Below are 15,903 nucleotides of genomic sequence, written 5' to 3' on the forward strand. Positions count from 1 at the left end.
AAATTATTAAAAAGCACTCAATTTGAGTGCTTTTATTTTTTTATAAACTTAGATTGCAAGAACCCTAATCCATATCCCATAAACTGTATTAAAGTTGTTAATTTACTTAAACTAGCCACTTTTAAATTTTTGTTTTTCAGATAAGAATCTATAAAAATAGCAGTAAAATAAATAACATAAAAAATAAAGAACTGCCAATATTCGAAGATAAAAAGCAGAATACTCATCAGAAAACCTAAAATAAATAAACTAGGAAACCAATATGTTAATTTTGCTGTTTCAGGATATTTCGCATTTAAAATAGGTCGTGCAGTTCCAAAAGCAAACGTTTGTTTAAAAAACTGCTTAATAGTACTTCTTCGTTTATGATACACAAAAGTACTTTCAATTAACTGTGTATCAAATCCATTTTCCCATAAACGGAAAGTTAAATCAATATCTTCACCCGCTTTCATTTCTGAAAATCCTTTCGTTTTTATAAAAGCGTTTTTTGAGATACCTAAATTAAAACTACGTGGCTGAAACTTACCAATTCCTTTTTTCTTACCTCTAATTCCACCAGTTGTTAATACCGATGTCATAGAATAATTAATTGCTTTTTGTAAATCTGTAAAACTACTATGTGCAGCATCAGGACCACCAAAAGCATCAGTATAATTATCTTTTAATGCTTTTTTTACTTCGGATAAATATTCAGAAGGAACAATAACATCGCTATCTAAAATGATAAAATAATTTCCTGAAGCTCTTTGCATTCCGTAATTTCTACTTGCTCCTGCTCCGCTATTTTCTTTAAAAAAATAGGAAATATTTAAAGTTGATTTATATTTATCTACAATTTTTTCTGAAGAATTTCCTGAACCATCTTCTACAATAATAACCTCAAAATCTTCTGATGATTTCTCATTAAAATCTTGCTTCGTAAGACTTTCTAATAACTCCTCAATTTCTTTCGGACGATTATAAACAGGTATTATTATTGAAAAATGTAAACTCATTATGCTAAAACACGTTCATTAATTTGTTTTGTAATTCCATTCCAAAGATTGATGCGCTTCTCTAATGATTTTTTAGCATATAATAAAACATCATTCCATTTTTGCTCATCATCACCACATAACTCTTCAATCATTTTTAATGATAAAGGACCATGCTCATCTCCATCTAACTCAATATGTCTGTTTAAATAATAAGTTAATTTACTATAAGTAGTAGTTTCTTTTTCTTCGGTGTTTTTAACGATTTCAAAAAACATATCAGGAATAACATCTTCTCTACCAAAGGTAAAACTAGCCGCAATAATATGTGGTGCATTCGTGTTTATAACATCAAAAGAAAATAAAACAAACTCTTTTACTTCTTTTAAAACAACAGCAGTATTTAAAGCTTCTTCTATCGTTTTCCCTTCAATAACAGCATCAATAAAAATAGCTATTTGAGTAGTACTTGCTCCTGCTTGATTCATCGCATCAATATACATTTCAAAATGACTTTTAGGCACGCCTAATTCATTTACATCTGTTTCTTCTCCTAAAACTATTTCGTTAATAAACCGAGCTGTTTTTGGTGTTGACACAGGAAGCCAAGGCAAAGTAGTACAAGTTAAATTTAATTGTAAAGCTTTTAATAATGACATAAAATCCCAAACTGCAAAAACATGAGATTCCATAAAAGTTTTTACATCATTAATATTTTTTAATGATGTATATAAAGTATGTTCTTTTAATTGCTTTCTTAAAGGAGATAACTCCTTTTCTATTTGTAAAATATTGCTCATATAAATAGTTCTAAATAAAAAATGCAAATTTAATAATTTGCATTTTAATATATTTTTTTTATGATTATTAAAATTACAATTCTGTAAATTTATCCATTACGGCTGTACTAACTCCCATATTAGAGAATCCTCCATCATGAAATAAATTTTGTAACGTTACTTTTCTTGTTAAATCTGAAAATAAAGAAATCGTATAATCTGCACATTCTAATGCTGATGCATTTCCTAAAGGAGACATTTTATCTGAATACGAAATAAAGCCATCAAAACCTTTTACACCTTGTCCTGCTTTTGTTGGTGTTGGCGACTGTGAAATAGTATTTACACGTACTTTATGGTCACGTCCAAAAAAGTATCCAAAACTACGAGCAATCGATTCTAAATACGCTTTATTATCAGCCATATCATTATAATCAGGAAACACACGTTGAGCCGCCATATATGACAAAGCAACAATACTTCCCCATTCATTCATAGCTTTTTTGTTGTATAAAACATTCATTACTTTATGAAAAGAAACTGCAGAAACATCAGCACCTTTTGCTGTAAAATCGTAATTAGGATCAGTATAATGACGTTTTTTACGCACATTAACAGACATCCCTATAGAATGCAATACAAAATCTATTTTTCCGCCTAAAATTTCCATAGATTTTTCAACTAAAGTTGTAATATCATCCATAGAAGTAGCATCAGCAGGTATAACAACAGCTCCTGTTTTAGTCGCTAAATCATCAATATTTCCTAAACGCATTCCCGCAGGCGCATTAGTTAGCACAAATTCAGCACCTTCTTCACGAGCACGTTCAGCCACTTTCCATGCTATAGAATTTTCATCTAATGCACCAAAAATAATTCCTTTTTTACCTTTTAATAAATTGTACATATTTTACTTTTTACTGTATGTAATTATTAATTTAATAATTCTTTTGCATGAATTAAAGCACTTTCAGACACGTCTTTTCCGCTTAACATCTCAGCTATTTCAATTATACGTTCATCAACTGACAATAATTTTAAGTTCGATGTTGTTACGCCATTTTCTTCGCCTTTAAATACTTTATAATGTTGTAAGCCTTTAGCTGCAATTTGAGGTAAATGCGTAATCGTTATAACTTGCATATCGACTCCCATGTCTTTCATTATTTTGGCTATTTTATTAGATACTTCTCCTGAAACTCCAGTATCAATTTCATCAAAAATAATAGTAGGAAGCTGTATATTTTCTGATAAAATCTTTTTTACAGATAACATAATTCTTGATAATTCACCACCAGAAGCAACTTTTTTAAGTTCGCCAAAATTCCCACCTTTATTTGCTGAAAATAAAAATGATAACACATCTTTTCCGTTTGAAAAGTACGTTTCCGATTCATTTAATTCAATTAAAAAACGTGCATTAGGCATTCCTAATTCAGTTAATAAATACTCTAATTCTTTTTGTAATTTCGGAATTGCTTTATTTCTAGATTTAGTAATTAAAACAGCAAATTCATCTAATTTATTTGTTACTTCTTTTATCTCCGAATTTTTAGCTTCTATAAGCGCCCCTGCATCTTCTACTTGCGCTACTCTTTCTGATAGTGATTCGAAAATAACTAATAATTCTTCAATAGAATTAACTGAGTGCTTTTTCTGAAGATTATAAATTAACTGTAATCTATCATTTAACTCTTCTATTTCATTCGGATTAAAATCTACTTCATCATTTGCATTTTCTAATTCAGCAATAACATCGTCTAATTCTAATTTAATACTTGTAACTCTGTTTGCTATTTCTTCGTAATTTTTAGAATATATACTTACTTTTTGCAAACTATTTTCTAAGGAATAGAATGAGTTTTGAATACCAATTTCTTCATTTGAAGAAATATCTAAAGCTTCAGATAAATGTTGCTTTATTTCTTCTACATTATTTAATGTATGTAATTTCTCTTCTAATATTTCTTGCTCACCTACAATTAATTCGGCTTCTTCAAACTCATTAAATAAGTGTGAGTTATAAGCATATTGCTCTTTCGATTTTTGAGTTTCTTCTTTTAAAATTTTTAATTCCTTAATTAAAGAAGTATATTTTTTCATCCCATTTTTATAGGATGTAATTTTCGTTTTATTTTTTGCTAAAGCATCAATAATTGAAAATTGAAAACTAACATCTGACAGTTCTGATGTTTGATGCTGCGAATGAATATCAAGTAGCTTTATTTTTAAAGCCGTTAAAATTGATAAATTTACAGGAGTATCATTTACAAAAGCTCTTGATTTTCCTGAAGGAAGAATTTCTCTACGGATAATAGTTTCTTCTTCATAATCGATATCAAATTCTTCAAATAAACTGTGTAAAGAATATCCTTCAACAGCAAATTTAGCTTCTATAATACATTTTTTTTCTGTGTTTTTTAAGGAAGATAAATCGGCACGATTTCCCATTACTAAACCTAAAGCGCCTAGTAATATGGATTTACCTGCTCCAGTTTCACCTGTTATTATTGATAAACCTTTTGTAAAATCAATCGATAACTGATTGATTAACGCGTAATTATGTATGGATAAATGTCTAAGCAAAATCGATTCTTTAAAAGAATAAAAGTACGGATTTTGTATGAATTAAATTGCTTAAAAAAGAACTGATATACATACTATTTTAAAGTATTCATAAAAAGTATTGTTCTATAAAAATAATAATTGATAAATAAAATACTATATTATTTAATACTCTTCCATTTATCTTTATAAGTAGGGGCAATTTTATCTAAAACACCTAACATTTTCGGTGTATTCTTTGTGGGTTTTCCATCAGAAAAAACATTTAAAATTTCATCACCTTTTGCATCTAGAAAAACACGAATCATATAATTACCTATTGTAATATTGTGTAATTTATCTAAAGAAATTACATTTTTTTCAATAGTTTCTTTAGCTATATCTTTATTATCTGCAAATTTATCAAAGCCATTTCTGTGATATTCATAATAAATACTACGCAAAGGACTAAATTTTGAAGAAAGTAAATTATCAATTAACGCAAAACGATTTTGTGCTCCTATTTTATTTTGCCAGCCTGTTTCACCACTTGATTGAGCTTGTAACATAACGTTTTCGGCCGTTTTAAAGTAATCCGTACCTGATTTTAATGCAAAAGTATCTGCGTCAATACCTAAAATAGTGTAAACATAAAAAGCTATTGTTGATACTAAATTAGAATCGTAAGTATTTGGATTAAAAATTAAAGGAGCAAACTCACTATATCGAAAATTAAAATTAGTATCATTTATATTTAAAATAGGGCTTGCATAACTTGAATTATATACAGGTCGTGTAGATTGAACCTGTAAACTAGCGCTAAAATTATTACCATTTTGTTCGTTTATAATAATAGTAAAAGCACAATTAATACGTTCTTGTTGTTTAAATTTTTTATCAGTCCATTGTTTTTCGTTAATAAACTCTGTTAATGATTTTTGAAGTGTTTCATAAACTTGTTTATTACTACTCTGAATTTTATCGGTATTTATAGTTACAAAAGCATTTAATTCTTGAGACTGTATTGTAAATACTGATGATAAAATAAAAATAAAAAAGAAAAACGTACGCATCTATTATAGTTTTAATTTGTTTGTTAGAGCATTATAGAAAAAAAGCCTTTCTAAAATTGCATTTTGCCTTCAAAGTAATCAAAATTACTTTGAAGGCAATGCTCGTATAACAGTTTTATTAAATTCTTTTAATAACTTCGTTTATTATATCAACTGATACAGCTATTTTCGATTTTAAATCGAATACTGTTTCATTAAAATTAGCATCAATAATAGTTACTTTATTAGTATCCGTAGCAAAACCAGCACCTTTATCTTTTAATGAATTTAAAACAATAAAATCTAAATTTTTACGTGTAATTTTACTTTTTGCATTTTCAATTTCGTTATCAGTTTCTAATGCAAAACCAACTAATAACTGAGTTGTTTTAAGCTCACCTAAAGATTTTAAAATATCTTTTGTTGGCTCTAATTCAATTACTAACGCTGAATCTTTCTTTTTTATTTTCTGAGTAACTACATTTTTCGGTCGATAATCTGCCACAGCAGCCGATAAAATTGCAATATCTACCATTTCATAATATTTATGACAAGCATCATACATTTCTTGAGCTGATTTGACATCGATTCTATGAATAAAAGAATGGGATACTTTTTGATGTGAAGGTCCTGCGACTAAATATACTTCAGCTCCTAAATTAGCAGCTGTTTTAGCTATTTCAAACCCCATTTTACCAGAAGAATGATTCCCTATAAAACGAACAGGATCAATTGCTTCATACGTTGGACCTGCTGTTAATAATAATTTTTTTCCTCGAAGTGGTAATTTTGAAGCGATATCTTTTTCGATAAAAGAAACAATATCTGTTGGCTCAGCCATACGACCTTCTCCTACCAATCCGCTAGCTAATTCACCAGAAGTTGCAGGAATTAATATATTACCAAAATTTTGTAATGTGTCTAAACTATTTTTAGTGGAAGGATGTATATACATATCTAAATCCATTGCAGGAGCAAAATATATAGGACATTTTGCAGATAAATAAGTAGCTAATAATAAATTATCGCAAGTACCATTTGTCATTTTAGACAAGGTATTTGCAGTTGCTGGAGCAATAATCATTAAATCTGCCCAAAGCCCTAAATCAACATGATTATTCCATACCTCATTTTCATCTTCTTTTTCATAAAAAGTAGAATAAACAGGGTTTTTAGATAAAGTAGAAAGTGTAAGAGGTGTTATAAAATCTTTAGACGCAGGAGTCATCACTACGATAACTTCTGCGCCTGATTTTATAAATAATCGAACTAAACTGGCTGTTTTGTATGCGGCAATACCTGCGGTAACACCTAATAATACTTTTTTACCATTTAATACAGACATATTATTCTACGTCTGGAGTTCTAAAATATACTTTACCGTTTAACCATTCATCTACAGCAATAGCATAGGGTTTAGGTAAACGTTCGTAAAATTTAGAAACTTCAATTTGTTCTTTATTTTCAAAAACTTCTTCTAAACTATCGTTATAAGTAGCAAATTCATCTAATTTATCAACTAATTCTTTCTTTAAATCAGCATTAATTTGATTAGCTCTTTTAGCTATAACTGAAATAGCTTCATAGATATTCTCTGTTGGAGCTTCGATAGCTTCTTTATTATAAGTAATAGTACTTAAGGGTGCTTTCGTTTCTTTATAATCCATCTTTTAACTTTTAACTAATTGTTCTTGTTCTTTATTTAATGCTGCTAACATTGCATTGGAATCTTCTATAAATTTAGATTCAGGAAAACTTCTCTTTAATTTATCGTATGCTTTTATAGCTACTTTAATTCTTTCAGGTTTTCTACGTTGCGTACTTTTCATTACAAAATCATGTGCTGCTTTTAAACGAAAATATAACGCTTCTTCTTTATATTTTGTACCCAAATAATCTGATAATAAATTATCAAAAGCAGTAATTGCTGCGGTATAATTTCTAGAATCATAAGCAGCTGTTTTGTAATATGTTTTAGCTATTTCAAACGATTTTCTCTCTAATTTACCACGTAATTCAGCATAATATTTATTTGCTTCATCTAATTTATCTGAATTAGGATATCCATCAATAAAAGCTTGAAAAGATGCTAATGCTTTATCTGTATCCGTAGGGTCTAAACTAAAACTAGGCGCAGCTTTATAATAACTTAACGCTGATAAAAAAGCAGCTTCTTCTTTTTTTGAACTTTTAGGGTAATTTGTTGTAAACCTATTAAAGTAATATCCAGCTAAACTATAATTTTTTTCATTAAAATTAGATTGAGAAACCATGTATTGGATACGCTCCATTTGAGGTTTTCCTCTGTAAGTAGGTGTAACCTTTTCAAACAAACGTAACGCTTTGCTGTACTTTTGCGATTCGTACATTTTTACAGCCATTTTATACTGCTCTTGAATACTTCCTTTGTTTAATGCTCTGTGATATTCTCCACATGAAGATAAAACGAATAGCATTACAACTAAATACGCTAAATTTTTAATTTTTTGCATTTGGCAAAATTAGTGATTAATTATGGATTATTAAAACGATTTCTTTCTATCTAGATAGAGTATTGCAATAAACTATAAAATCTGATATAAAAATCACGTATAATATATAATTTTTTGTTAATCTTATTGAGCAGTGTTAGCAGCAGCTCCTTGTGCTACAATTTGTTTAACATCATTATCAAATAAATATAAACCTCCTTTATCGTCACCAATTAAATTAATTTTATCTAAAATATTTCTTGCCAACGCTTCTTCTTCTATTTGTTCAGAAACATACCATTGTAAAAAGTTATGTGTAGCATAATCTCTTTCTTGTAAGGTAATATGAACTAAATCGTTAATTGATGCTGAAACCATTACTTCACGGTCAAATAATGTTTGAAACATATCTTTAAACGACCCAAATTCACTTGGTGGTGCTACTAATTCTGAAACTTTTGCATGTCCTCCTCTTTCATTTACAAACTTTACTAATTTTAACATGTGCATACGTTCTTCATCGGAATGTGCATACATAAATTGTGCTACTCCCTCAAAACCTTGATTTTCTGCCCAACACGCCATTGATAAATATACTTGTGACGATTCTGCTTCTATTTTTATTTGTTTATTTAATGCGCTTTCTATTATTTTTGATAACATATTTTTGTTTTTTTAAAAAAATTAAAGTTTCTTTTCTTTTATATAAAAAAGATTTTAAACAAAGATGCAAAAAAAAGGCTACAATTAAAAAACTGTAGCCTCTTATAAATAATATTTTTGTTTAGACAAATTACAAATTATCTGTAAAGTCTGAAATTTTTGTTTGTAATTCTTCTGTTGCTTTTACTAAAGGTAAACGAACTTCGTCTAAACAAATTCCTTTTTTTAATAATAAAGCTTTAATTCCTGATGGATTATTTTCTTCAAAAATATAATCGATAACATCCATTAATTTATAATGAATTTCATAAGCTTCTTGGTTTTTCCCTTCCAAACCTAACTTAATCATCTTTGAAAATTCTTTTGGAAATCCTTGTCCTATTACAGATATAACTCCTGATCCTCCTGCTAAAACAACTCCTAAAGCTAAATCATCATCTCCAGAAATAATCAAAAAATCTTTTGGTTTATCTTTTAATAACTGTAAATATTGATATTGATTACTGCCCGCTTCTTTAATTCCTATAATATTTTCAAAATCATTTGCCAAACGTAAAACAGTAGATGGCTCCATGTTCTTAGCCGTTCTACCAGGTACATTATATAATATAATTGGTTTAGAACTTGCTAAAGAAATAGCTTTAAAATGCTGATAAAAACCTTCTTGAGTTGGTTTACTGTAATAAGGAGCTACTGATAATATTCCATCAATATTTGATAAATCTGTCGATTTTAACTCATCAATTACAACTTGTGTATTATTTCCTCCAAGACCTAAAACTAAAGGTAATCTTCCGTTGTTTTCTTCAACAATAACCTTTATTATTTGTTCTTTTTCTTGCTTTGTTATGGTAGCACTTTCAGCAGTTGTTCCATTAATAACCAAATAATCAGTTCCATTATCAATGTTATAATTTACTAACTTTTTAAGTGCATCAAAATCTACACTTAAATCTTCGCTAAAAGGAGTTACCAAAGCGACACCAGTACCAACAAATTTTTGCATTATATTTTTTTTAGTATTGTTAAATATTTTTTTAATTCTTGATTTAAAACTGCTTCATTTAATCCTTCGTCAGATATAACAAGATCATACAATCTATCATCAATCCCTGCAAAACTAGCTTTTAAGCTTGCTTGCGACAACAAAGTTATTGTATTCGTATATAAATTTGGAGTTTTTACATAATTAATAAGCAAATCATAATCGTTTTTAACGAAGTTTTTTAAATTGTCTGATTTTAAACTTGCTTTGAATCCAAATTCATTATTTGTAAAAAAATTAGAAGCTAATTCCTCTTTTTTTGAATACTCTTTATATATAAACACTTCAATATTTTCCTTTTTAAAAGGAAGTGTATTAATTAAATTAGGAATCACAATATTTTCTAAAGATTCATTATCTAATAAAACAACAACTTTATTTATTTTAGTAGTATTCTGATCTTTATTTACTCCATTTACAATAAGTTTATCGTAATTTTTTTGAATTGATTTTTCTTTAAAAGTCTCTATCATTTTAATAAGTGCTAGTGCTCATGGCTATTCTGTTTCAATTTCTAACAATAAAAATTGTGTCAACTGCTTTCCGTAGGCTTGAAAATTATCATCAGAAACCAAAATTAAAGAACGATTTCCGTTTAATAATTTAGGTCCAAAAGTAATTCCTTCAATATTATCTATAATTGAATCGGTTAATTTATGTTGAATTGATGAAAAATCAAACAATAATTCTTTTTTTAACGGAATATATTTTTCTTTTTTTAATGATAAGATATCTAATGTATTTGTTGATGTCTTATCAATAGAGGCTTTAAAAATTCTGATAGTATTTCCTAAAGTTCCATATCCACTTTGATAAATTCTTTCTATCACAAAAAAATTATTCTTTTTATATTCTAAAATAGCTGTAACACCGTTTAAATTGATATTTCCTTTTGCTGGTTTATTAATTTTTTCTAGTTGATAAACAAATTGCTTTGTTGCTTTTTTTGATTGATTATCAAAATAGGTAATTCGTATTGGCGATTGTGTTTTATGAAACGTAGGTTCTTCTCCATCTGCTTTTAACGGCGCTTCCATCCCTATCCAAAAACCTTTTTTATTTATACTTTTTGAAGAACTTTCAAACGTAGCATTATGTTTTGGTTGTGATACAGAATTTGCTTTAAAATAAGCTGGAGTTTTTATTTCGTTCTGATATTTACCTAAACTATCTACTATAAAAATAGTTGGACTTTTACCTTTTCGGATACTTCCTTCACTTATCAAATTCATTTGATTATCAGCAATAAAAATGCCTTCTAAATCTAAAAAATTACTTTGACAAAATGAACTTACAGTATCTAGTTGAATTACTTTTTTAAAAGTTACTTCTTTTATAGCGTTTTCTTTTATCAAAATATCACCAACTAAAACTCTTGGATTTCTAGCATCGTCAACAACCATAAAATATTGATTATTACTAAAATCGATTCCTGAAATACCACCAATAATAGTGTTATCTAAAATTAAAGAATCTTTAATTATAAATTCATTTAAAAATTTTAAGTTAATTTTTTCTGTTTCACATCCTGATAAAACTAAAAACACTGCGATATAAAGAAATCTTATTTTCATCCTGTAAAAATACTATTTAATATAATTGTAAGGAGATAAAAAAAGACCGTCTAAAATAAAAACAACTACAAATGAACAAATATTTCCCACTATTATTAAAATTAATTGCTGCTATTATAATGCTTCAAACATTATTTTTTAAATTTACAGGAGCTACAGAAAGCATTGATTTATTCACAAAAATAGCTAACGAAAACGAAGCTTTTATGAGGATTGGAACTGGTTTTTTTGAATTAATAGCCGCTATCTTATTATTCATTCCCAAAAAGACTTGGTTAGGAGCAGGTTTAACCATTGGATTAATGGGCGGTGCAATTATGGGACATTTGACAATATTAGGCATTGAACACAATGGTGATGGTGGAAGTTTATTTTTCTCAGCAATAATTACGCTAATTGCTGCTGTAATATTATTATATTTAAATAGAAAAAACATTCCTTTTATAGGAAACAAGTTATAGTTTTATATATTGATTTTCTCATTAAAAAAAGCGGTTTTAGATGTTCTAAAAATCGCTTTTTTATTAACTATATTAATTGCAACTATTTAATAAGCATCCACATCCATAATAAAACGGATTGATCTAAAATCTTTCACACCTTCAAAAGAATTTTTAACTTTACCTATTAATTCTTTTGTTTTTCCTAGCGATTGTTTTGGCGGAATTTTAATCACTAAATTTTTAATATATAAATTTCGAATACGTGATACTGCTGGGGTTGTTGGTCCTAAAACATTTTCGCCAAAAGCATTTTGTAATGATTTTACTAGCCAATTCACCCCTCTTTCAACACGAACTGGATCTTTATGTTTTAGCGTAATTTTAATCAATTTATAATAAGGTGGATAATGAAATTGCCAACGATCTTGCAATTGTTCTTTATACATTTCAGAATAATTAGTCGTAGAAACTTGCTGTAATATTTGATGATTCGGATTATAAGTTTGTATAGCTACTTTCCCTTGTTTTTTGCTACGTCCTGCCCTACCCGAAACCTGAACCATTAATTGATAAGCTCGTTCATGCGCTCGAAAATCTGGGAAATTCAACATAGAATCGGCATTTAAAATACCTACTAATGATACATTTTCAAAATCTAATCCTTTTGATAACATTTGTGTTCCTACTAAAATATCTATTTCTTGAGCTTCAAAAGCTCCAATTATTTTTTGATAACCATATTTACCTCGTGTGGTATCTAAATCCATTCTTCCAATATTATGATTAGGAAATAATGTTTTTAATTCTAACTCAATTTGTTCTGTTCCAAAACCTTTTGTATCAAGAGTTGTACTTCCACAAGCACCACAATTATTAGGCATAGCACGTTGATATTGACAATAATGACATTTTAATTCCCTTCTAAATTTATGAAATGTTAAACTCACATCACAATTTGGGCATTGTGGAGAAACTCCGCAAGTAGTACATTCAACAACAGGAGAAAAACCACGACGATTCTGAAACAAAATCACTTGTTCTTTTACCTCTAAAGCATCATTAATCATTTTTAATAAACGGTCTGAAAACAAACCTTTCATTTCCTTTTTTCGTTGTTTTTCTTTTACATCGATTAGCTCTATTTTGGGCAATTGAATATTTCCAAAACGACGAGTTAATTCAACAAAACCATATTTATTTTGTTTCGCATTAAAATAACTTTCTAATGATGGAGTTGCAGAACCTAACAACACTTTTGCTTTATGTAAATGTGCTAAAACAATAGCCGTATCACGAGCATTGTATCTTGGTGATGGCTCAAATTGTTTGTATGATGTTTCATGTTCTTCATCAACAACAATTAAACCTAAGTTTGAAAAAGGTAAAAACCCTGATGAACGAGCGCCTAAAATAATTTGTGCTTTTGGTTTATTTTCTAATACGTTATTCCAAACTTCTACACGTTCATTCATTGAATATTTTGAATGAAAAACGGATATAAAATCGCCAAAATAACGTTGTAATCGTGCAATTATTTGAGTTGTTAAAGCTATTTCTGGCAATAAAAACAATACTTGTTTTCCTTCTGCAACAACTTCTTTTATCAGTTTTACATAAATTTCTGTTTTTCCTGAACCTGTAACTCCGTGTAATAATGTTACATTTTGAGTTTTAAAAGATGTTTTAATTTCGTTAAAAGATTGCTGTTGAAAATCATTTAATTCTTTTATTTGATTAGTTGCTCCTTTAAAATTGATTCTATCTGTTTGAATTTGATAAAATTCAAAAATTTCTTTATCAACTAATGCTTTTAATATTGATGATGATACGCCTGATTTCTCTTCTAAATCTTTTGCTTTTATTGGTTTTTTAGCAATTGATAATTGAAAATAAGTAAGTACTGCTTCTCGTTGTTTTTTTGCTCTTGATAAATTTTCTAATAATTTTTGAAGTGCTTCATTAGATTGATGCATCGCATTTAAACGAACATATTTTACTAATTTTGGTTTATATGTTTCGTAAATTTCTTCTTTAATAAAAGCAGCTTCTTTATTAATTAAAGTATCAATAATAGGTAAAACATTTTTTTTATCGATAATATTAGCAACTTCATGAATAGTTAATTGAGAACTATTTTGTAGTGCTTCAAAAATTAAAAACTCTTCATCTGTTAAAGAATTTTCATCAGTAAAAGTTTCATTTTTATAAATAATAGTTTCACTTTCTAGTATAAATGCCGATGGCAAAGCTGCTCTGTAAACATCACCTAACGAACACATATAATAACTCGAAATCCACTGCCAATGTTTTAACTGTAATTCGTTTACAATAGGAAATTCATCTAAAATTTGATTAATATCTTTTGCTTTATAAGATTCAGGTGCATTTTGATGAATATCAAAAACAAGTGCCGTATAAATTTTACTTTTTCCAAAAGAAACAGCTACTCGCATTCCTTTTTTAAGAAATGAAAATTCTGCTTCATTTACAGAATACGTAAATGTTTTTTTTAAAGGAATAGGTAATATAACGTCGATGAAATACATGATAACTTCTAGTAATTTTTCGGTTGAAAATTAACAAAAATACAACGATATTTATTATAAATAAATGTAAAAAATTTACACCTCACAATTTAAAATTATGAGGTGTAAATTTATATTTATAAAAAATATTTTATAGTTAGCAGAAATTTCTAGCCCCGATTGAAGCATTTGTTTGAGCTCTTTTTTTGATTTTTCTTCAAAAAAAAGCGAGTGCAGAAAGCGGGAAATTGCTTCAAATAATTTAACTAAAAAATAATTTAGCTTATAAACTTTAAATACAATGCTTCTACTTTAGTTCTAGCCCAAGGAGTTGTTCTTAAAAATTTTAAGCTAGATTTATAAGTAGGATTGTTTTTAAAAGCATTAATTTTTAAAATTTCACCTAATTCTTCCCAACCATATTCTAAATATAGTTCTTCTAACATGGTGGCTAATTTTATTCCGTGAAGCGGATTATTTGGTTGTTGTTGGCTCATATTTTATGTAAAAAAGCAAAAATAAAGGTTCTAGTTGATTAATTAGTCTAATTACCTTTTAAGTTTTATAGTATTTGAAAGTTTGAAATATTAAATAGAATCAGACTATTTATTTGTCATTTTTTCAATATTTTAGCAAATACTTTAAAACAAACAATTTTAGAATGAAAAATACTGCATTAACACATATTCACGAAGCTTTAGGAGCAAAATTAGTTCCTTTTGCTGGTTATAACATGCCTGTACAATACGAAGGTATCAATATAGAACACGAAACTGTAAGAAAAGGAGTTGGAGTTTTTGACGTAAGTCATATGGGTGAGTTTTTCTTAAAAGGAGAAAATGCTTTGGCTTTAATTCAAAAAATTGGAACAAACGACGCTTCAAAATTAACACCTGGTAAAGCGCAATACAGCTGTATGCCAAATGCTGATGGAGGAATTGTTGATGATTTAATTATCTACATGATTGCTGAAAATGAGTATATGCTTGTTGTAAACGCATCTAACATCGAAAAAGATTGGAACTGGATTGCTAGCCATAACGACTTAAATGTTGAAATGGAAAACCGTTCTGATGACTGGTCTTTATTAGCGATTCAAGGTCCTAAGGCTGCAGAAGCTATGCAATCGTTAACTTCTGTTAACTTATCTACAATTAAATTTTACACGTTTGAAATCACTGATTTTGCTGGTTTACCAAATGTAATTGTATCGGCAACTGGTTATACTGGTTCTGGTGGATTTGAAATTTATGTAAAAAATGAAGACGTAGAAGCTGTTTGGAAAAAAGTTTTCGAAGCTGGTGCTGAATGGGGAATTAAACCAATCGGTTTAGCTGCTCGTGATACTTTACGTTTAGAAATGGGTTACTGTTTATATGGTAATGATATTGACGATACAACTTCACCATTAGAAGCTGGTTTAGGTTGGATTACTAAATTCACAAAAGACTTTGTAAATTCTGAAGCTTTAAAGGCTCAAAAAGAAGCTGGTGTTACTAAAAAATTAGTTGCTTTTGAATTAACAGAACGTGGTATTCCTCGTCATGACTATGAAATAGTTGATGCTGAAGGTACTGTAATTGGTCGTGTTACTTCTGGAACTATGAGTCCTTCTTTAGGAAAAGGAATTGGTTTAGGATACGTTACTAAAGAAAATTCAAAATTAGATTCTGATATTTTTATTCAAGTTCGTAAAAAACAATTAGCTGCAAAAGTGGTTAAATTACCTTTTTACAAAGGATAAGCTTAAAATATTTAAATGTAAAAAGCAACTCTTAGGAGTTGCTTTTTTGTTTATGATAATATCTAAAATTATTTGAAGCAATTTCC

At 28.3% G+C, this 15,903-nt stretch carries 16 protein-coding genes; 2 read left to right on the top strand and 14 right to left on the bottom strand.

The genetic code is table 11. The annotated features are described in order from the left end of the window. Positions 1–32: 32 nt before the first annotated feature. From PG913_RS07360 to PG913_RS07415, 12 genes are all read right to left on the bottom strand, one after another. The gene (locus PG913_RS07360; protein ID WP_271230164.1) at positions 33–998 is read right to left on the bottom strand and encodes a glycosyltransferase; all 966 of its coding nucleotides are present in this window, start codon (positions 996–998) and stop codon (positions 33–35) included. Then, entirely contained in the window at positions 998–1,777 is a 780-nt protein-coding gene (locus PG913_RS07365; RefSeq protein ID WP_271230165.1) for a DUF3050 domain-containing protein, read from the bottom strand. The genes PG913_RS07360 and PG913_RS07365 overlap by 1 nt, the downstream gene beginning before the upstream one ends. A gap of 73 nt (positions 1,778–1,850) precedes the next feature. After that, complete coding sequence (locus PG913_RS07370) at positions 1,851–2,663, bottom strand: enoyl-ACP reductase FabI (RefSeq protein WP_271230166.1); 813 nt, start codon at positions 2,661–2,663, stop codon at positions 1,851–1,853. 26 nt (positions 2,664–2,689) lie between these two features. Further along, entirely contained in the window at positions 2,690–4,342 is a 1,653-nt protein-coding gene (gene recN / locus PG913_RS07375; RefSeq protein WP_271230167.1) for a DNA repair protein RecN, read from the bottom strand. 140 nt (positions 4,343–4,482) lie between these two features. Further along, entirely contained in the window at positions 4,483–5,373 is an 891-nt protein-coding gene (porD, locus tag PG913_RS07380; RefSeq protein WP_271230168.1) for a type IX secretion system protein PorD, read from the bottom strand. 118 nt (positions 5,374–5,491) lie between these two features. Next, a complete protein-coding gene (gene coaBC / locus PG913_RS07385) occupies positions 5,492–6,697 on the bottom strand; it encodes a bifunctional phosphopantothenoylcysteine decarboxylase/phosphopantothenate--cysteine ligase CoaBC (protein WP_271230169.1) in 1,206 nt (401 codons plus the stop codon). A gap of 1 nt (position 6,698) precedes the next feature. Next, a complete protein-coding gene (locus PG913_RS07390) occupies positions 6,699–7,019 on the bottom strand; it encodes a DNA-directed RNA polymerase subunit omega (protein WP_271230170.1) in 321 nt (106 codons plus the stop codon). Between the two features lie 3 nt (positions 7,020–7,022). After that, a complete protein-coding gene (locus PG913_RS07395) occupies positions 7,023–7,844 on the bottom strand; it encodes an outer membrane protein assembly factor BamD (protein ID WP_271230171.1) in 822 nt (273 codons plus the stop codon). 123 nt (positions 7,845–7,967) lie between these two features. Beyond that, on the bottom strand, positions 7,968–8,486 hold the full coding sequence (locus PG913_RS07400; RefSeq protein WP_271230172.1) for a ferritin: 519 nt from the start codon (positions 8,484–8,486) through the stop codon (positions 7,968–7,970). Between the two features lie 130 nt (positions 8,487–8,616). Further along, positions 8,617–9,492, bottom strand: coding sequence for a 4-hydroxy-tetrahydrodipicolinate synthase (gene dapA, locus PG913_RS07405; protein WP_271230173.1), 876 nt, complete (start codon positions 9,490–9,492; stop codon positions 8,617–8,619). Beyond that, positions 9,492–10,004, bottom strand: a complete 513-nt coding sequence (locus PG913_RS07410) for a DUF6913 domain-containing protein (RefSeq protein ID WP_271230174.1) — start codon at positions 10,002–10,004, stop codon at positions 9,492–9,494. The genes dapA and PG913_RS07410 overlap by 1 nt, the downstream gene beginning before the upstream one ends. Positions 10,005–10,028: 24 nt before the next feature. Then, positions 10,029–11,105 (bottom strand): esterase-like activity of phytase family protein, encoded by a 1,077-nt coding sequence (locus PG913_RS07415; protein ID WP_271230175.1) that lies wholly within the window; start codon positions 11,103–11,105, stop codon positions 10,029–10,031. A 71-nt stretch (positions 11,106–11,176) separates the two neighbouring features. On the opposite strand from PG913_RS07415, the gene PG913_RS07420 reads away from it, so the two are divergent. After that, positions 11,177–11,566 (top strand): DoxX family membrane protein, encoded by a 390-nt coding sequence (locus PG913_RS07420; RefSeq protein ID WP_271230176.1) that lies wholly within the window; start codon positions 11,177–11,179, stop codon positions 11,564–11,566. Between the two features lie 86 nt (positions 11,567–11,652). Here the strand turns inward: PG913_RS07420 and priA are convergent, their stop codons facing one another. Together priA and PG913_RS07430 are read right to left on the bottom strand one after the other, a co-directional pair. Further along, on the bottom strand, positions 11,653–14,094 hold the full coding sequence (priA, locus tag PG913_RS07425) for a replication restart helicase PriA (RefSeq protein WP_271230177.1): 2,442 nt from the start codon (positions 14,092–14,094) through the stop codon (positions 11,653–11,655). 257 nt (positions 14,095–14,351) lie between these two features. Beyond that, positions 14,352–14,570, bottom strand: coding sequence for a VF530 family protein (locus PG913_RS07430; RefSeq protein WP_271230178.1), 219 nt, complete (start codon positions 14,568–14,570; stop codon positions 14,352–14,354). 164 nt (positions 14,571–14,734) lie between these two features. Between PG913_RS07430 and gcvT the strand changes: the two genes are divergently transcribed. Next, positions 14,735–15,817: a glycine cleavage system aminomethyltransferase GcvT gene (gcvT, locus tag PG913_RS07435; RefSeq protein WP_271230179.1), complete on the top strand. Its 1,083-nt coding sequence runs from the start codon at positions 14,735–14,737 to the stop codon at positions 15,815–15,817. The last annotated feature ends 86 nt before the right edge of the window (positions 15,818–15,903 follow it).

It is taken from the genome of Tenacibaculum pacificus (assembly GCF_027941775.1).
Lineage (GTDB): Bacteria > Bacteroidota > Bacteroidia > Flavobacteriales > Flavobacteriaceae > Polaribacter > Polaribacter pacificus_A.

Bases quoted from the DNA above. Each gene is read 5' to 3' on its own strand.
- PG913_RS07400 (WP_271230172.1), bottom strand. From the start codon at position 8,486: ATGTTATCAAAAATAATAGAAAGCGCATTAAATAAACAAATAAAAATA.
- PG913_RS07370 (WP_271230166.1), bottom strand. From the start codon at position 2,663: ATGTACAATTTATTAAAAGGTAAAAAAGGAATTATTTTTGGTGCATTA.
- porD (WP_271230168.1), bottom strand. From the start codon at position 5,373: ATGCGTACGTTTTTCTTTTTTATTTTTATTTTATCATCAGTATTTACA.
- PG913_RS07365 (WP_271230165.1), bottom strand. From the start codon at position 1,777: ATGAGCAATATTTTACAAATAGAAAAGGAGTTATCTCCTTTAAGAAAG.
- PG913_RS07430 (WP_271230178.1), bottom strand. From the start codon at position 14,570: ATGAGCCAACAACAACCAAATAATCCGCTTCACGGAATAAAATTAGCC.
- PG913_RS07360 (WP_271230164.1), bottom strand. From the start codon at position 998: ATGAGTTTACATTTTTCAATAATAATACCTGTTTATAATCGTCCGAAA.
- PG913_RS07395 (WP_271230171.1), bottom strand. From the start codon at position 7,844: ATGCAAAAAATTAAAAATTTAGCGTATTTAGTTGTAATGCTATTCGTT.
- priA (WP_271230177.1), bottom strand. From the start codon at position 14,094: ATGTATTTCATCGACGTTATATTACCTATTCCTTTAAAAAAAACATTT.
- gcvT (WP_271230179.1), top strand. From the start codon at position 14,735: ATGAAAAATACTGCATTAACACATATTCACGAAGCTTTAGGAGCAAAA.
- PG913_RS07390 (WP_271230170.1), bottom strand. From the start codon at position 7,019: ATGGATTATAAAGAAACGAAAGCACCCTTAAGTACTATTACTTATAAT.
- dapA (WP_271230173.1), bottom strand. From the start codon at position 9,492: ATGCAAAAATTTGTTGGTACTGGTGTCGCTTTGGTAACTCCTTTTAGC.
- PG913_RS07415 (WP_271230175.1), bottom strand. From the start codon at position 11,105: ATGAAAATAAGATTTCTTTATATCGCAGTGTTTTTAGTTTTATCAGGA.
- coaBC (WP_271230169.1), bottom strand. From the start codon at position 6,697: ATGTCTGTATTAAATGGTAAAAAAGTATTATTAGGTGTTACCGCAGGT.
- PG913_RS07420 (WP_271230176.1), top strand. From the start codon at position 11,177: ATGAACAAATATTTCCCACTATTATTAAAATTAATTGCTGCTATTATA.
- PG913_RS07410 (WP_271230174.1), bottom strand. From the start codon at position 10,004: ATGATAGAGACTTTTAAAGAAAAATCAATTCAAAAAAATTACGATAAA.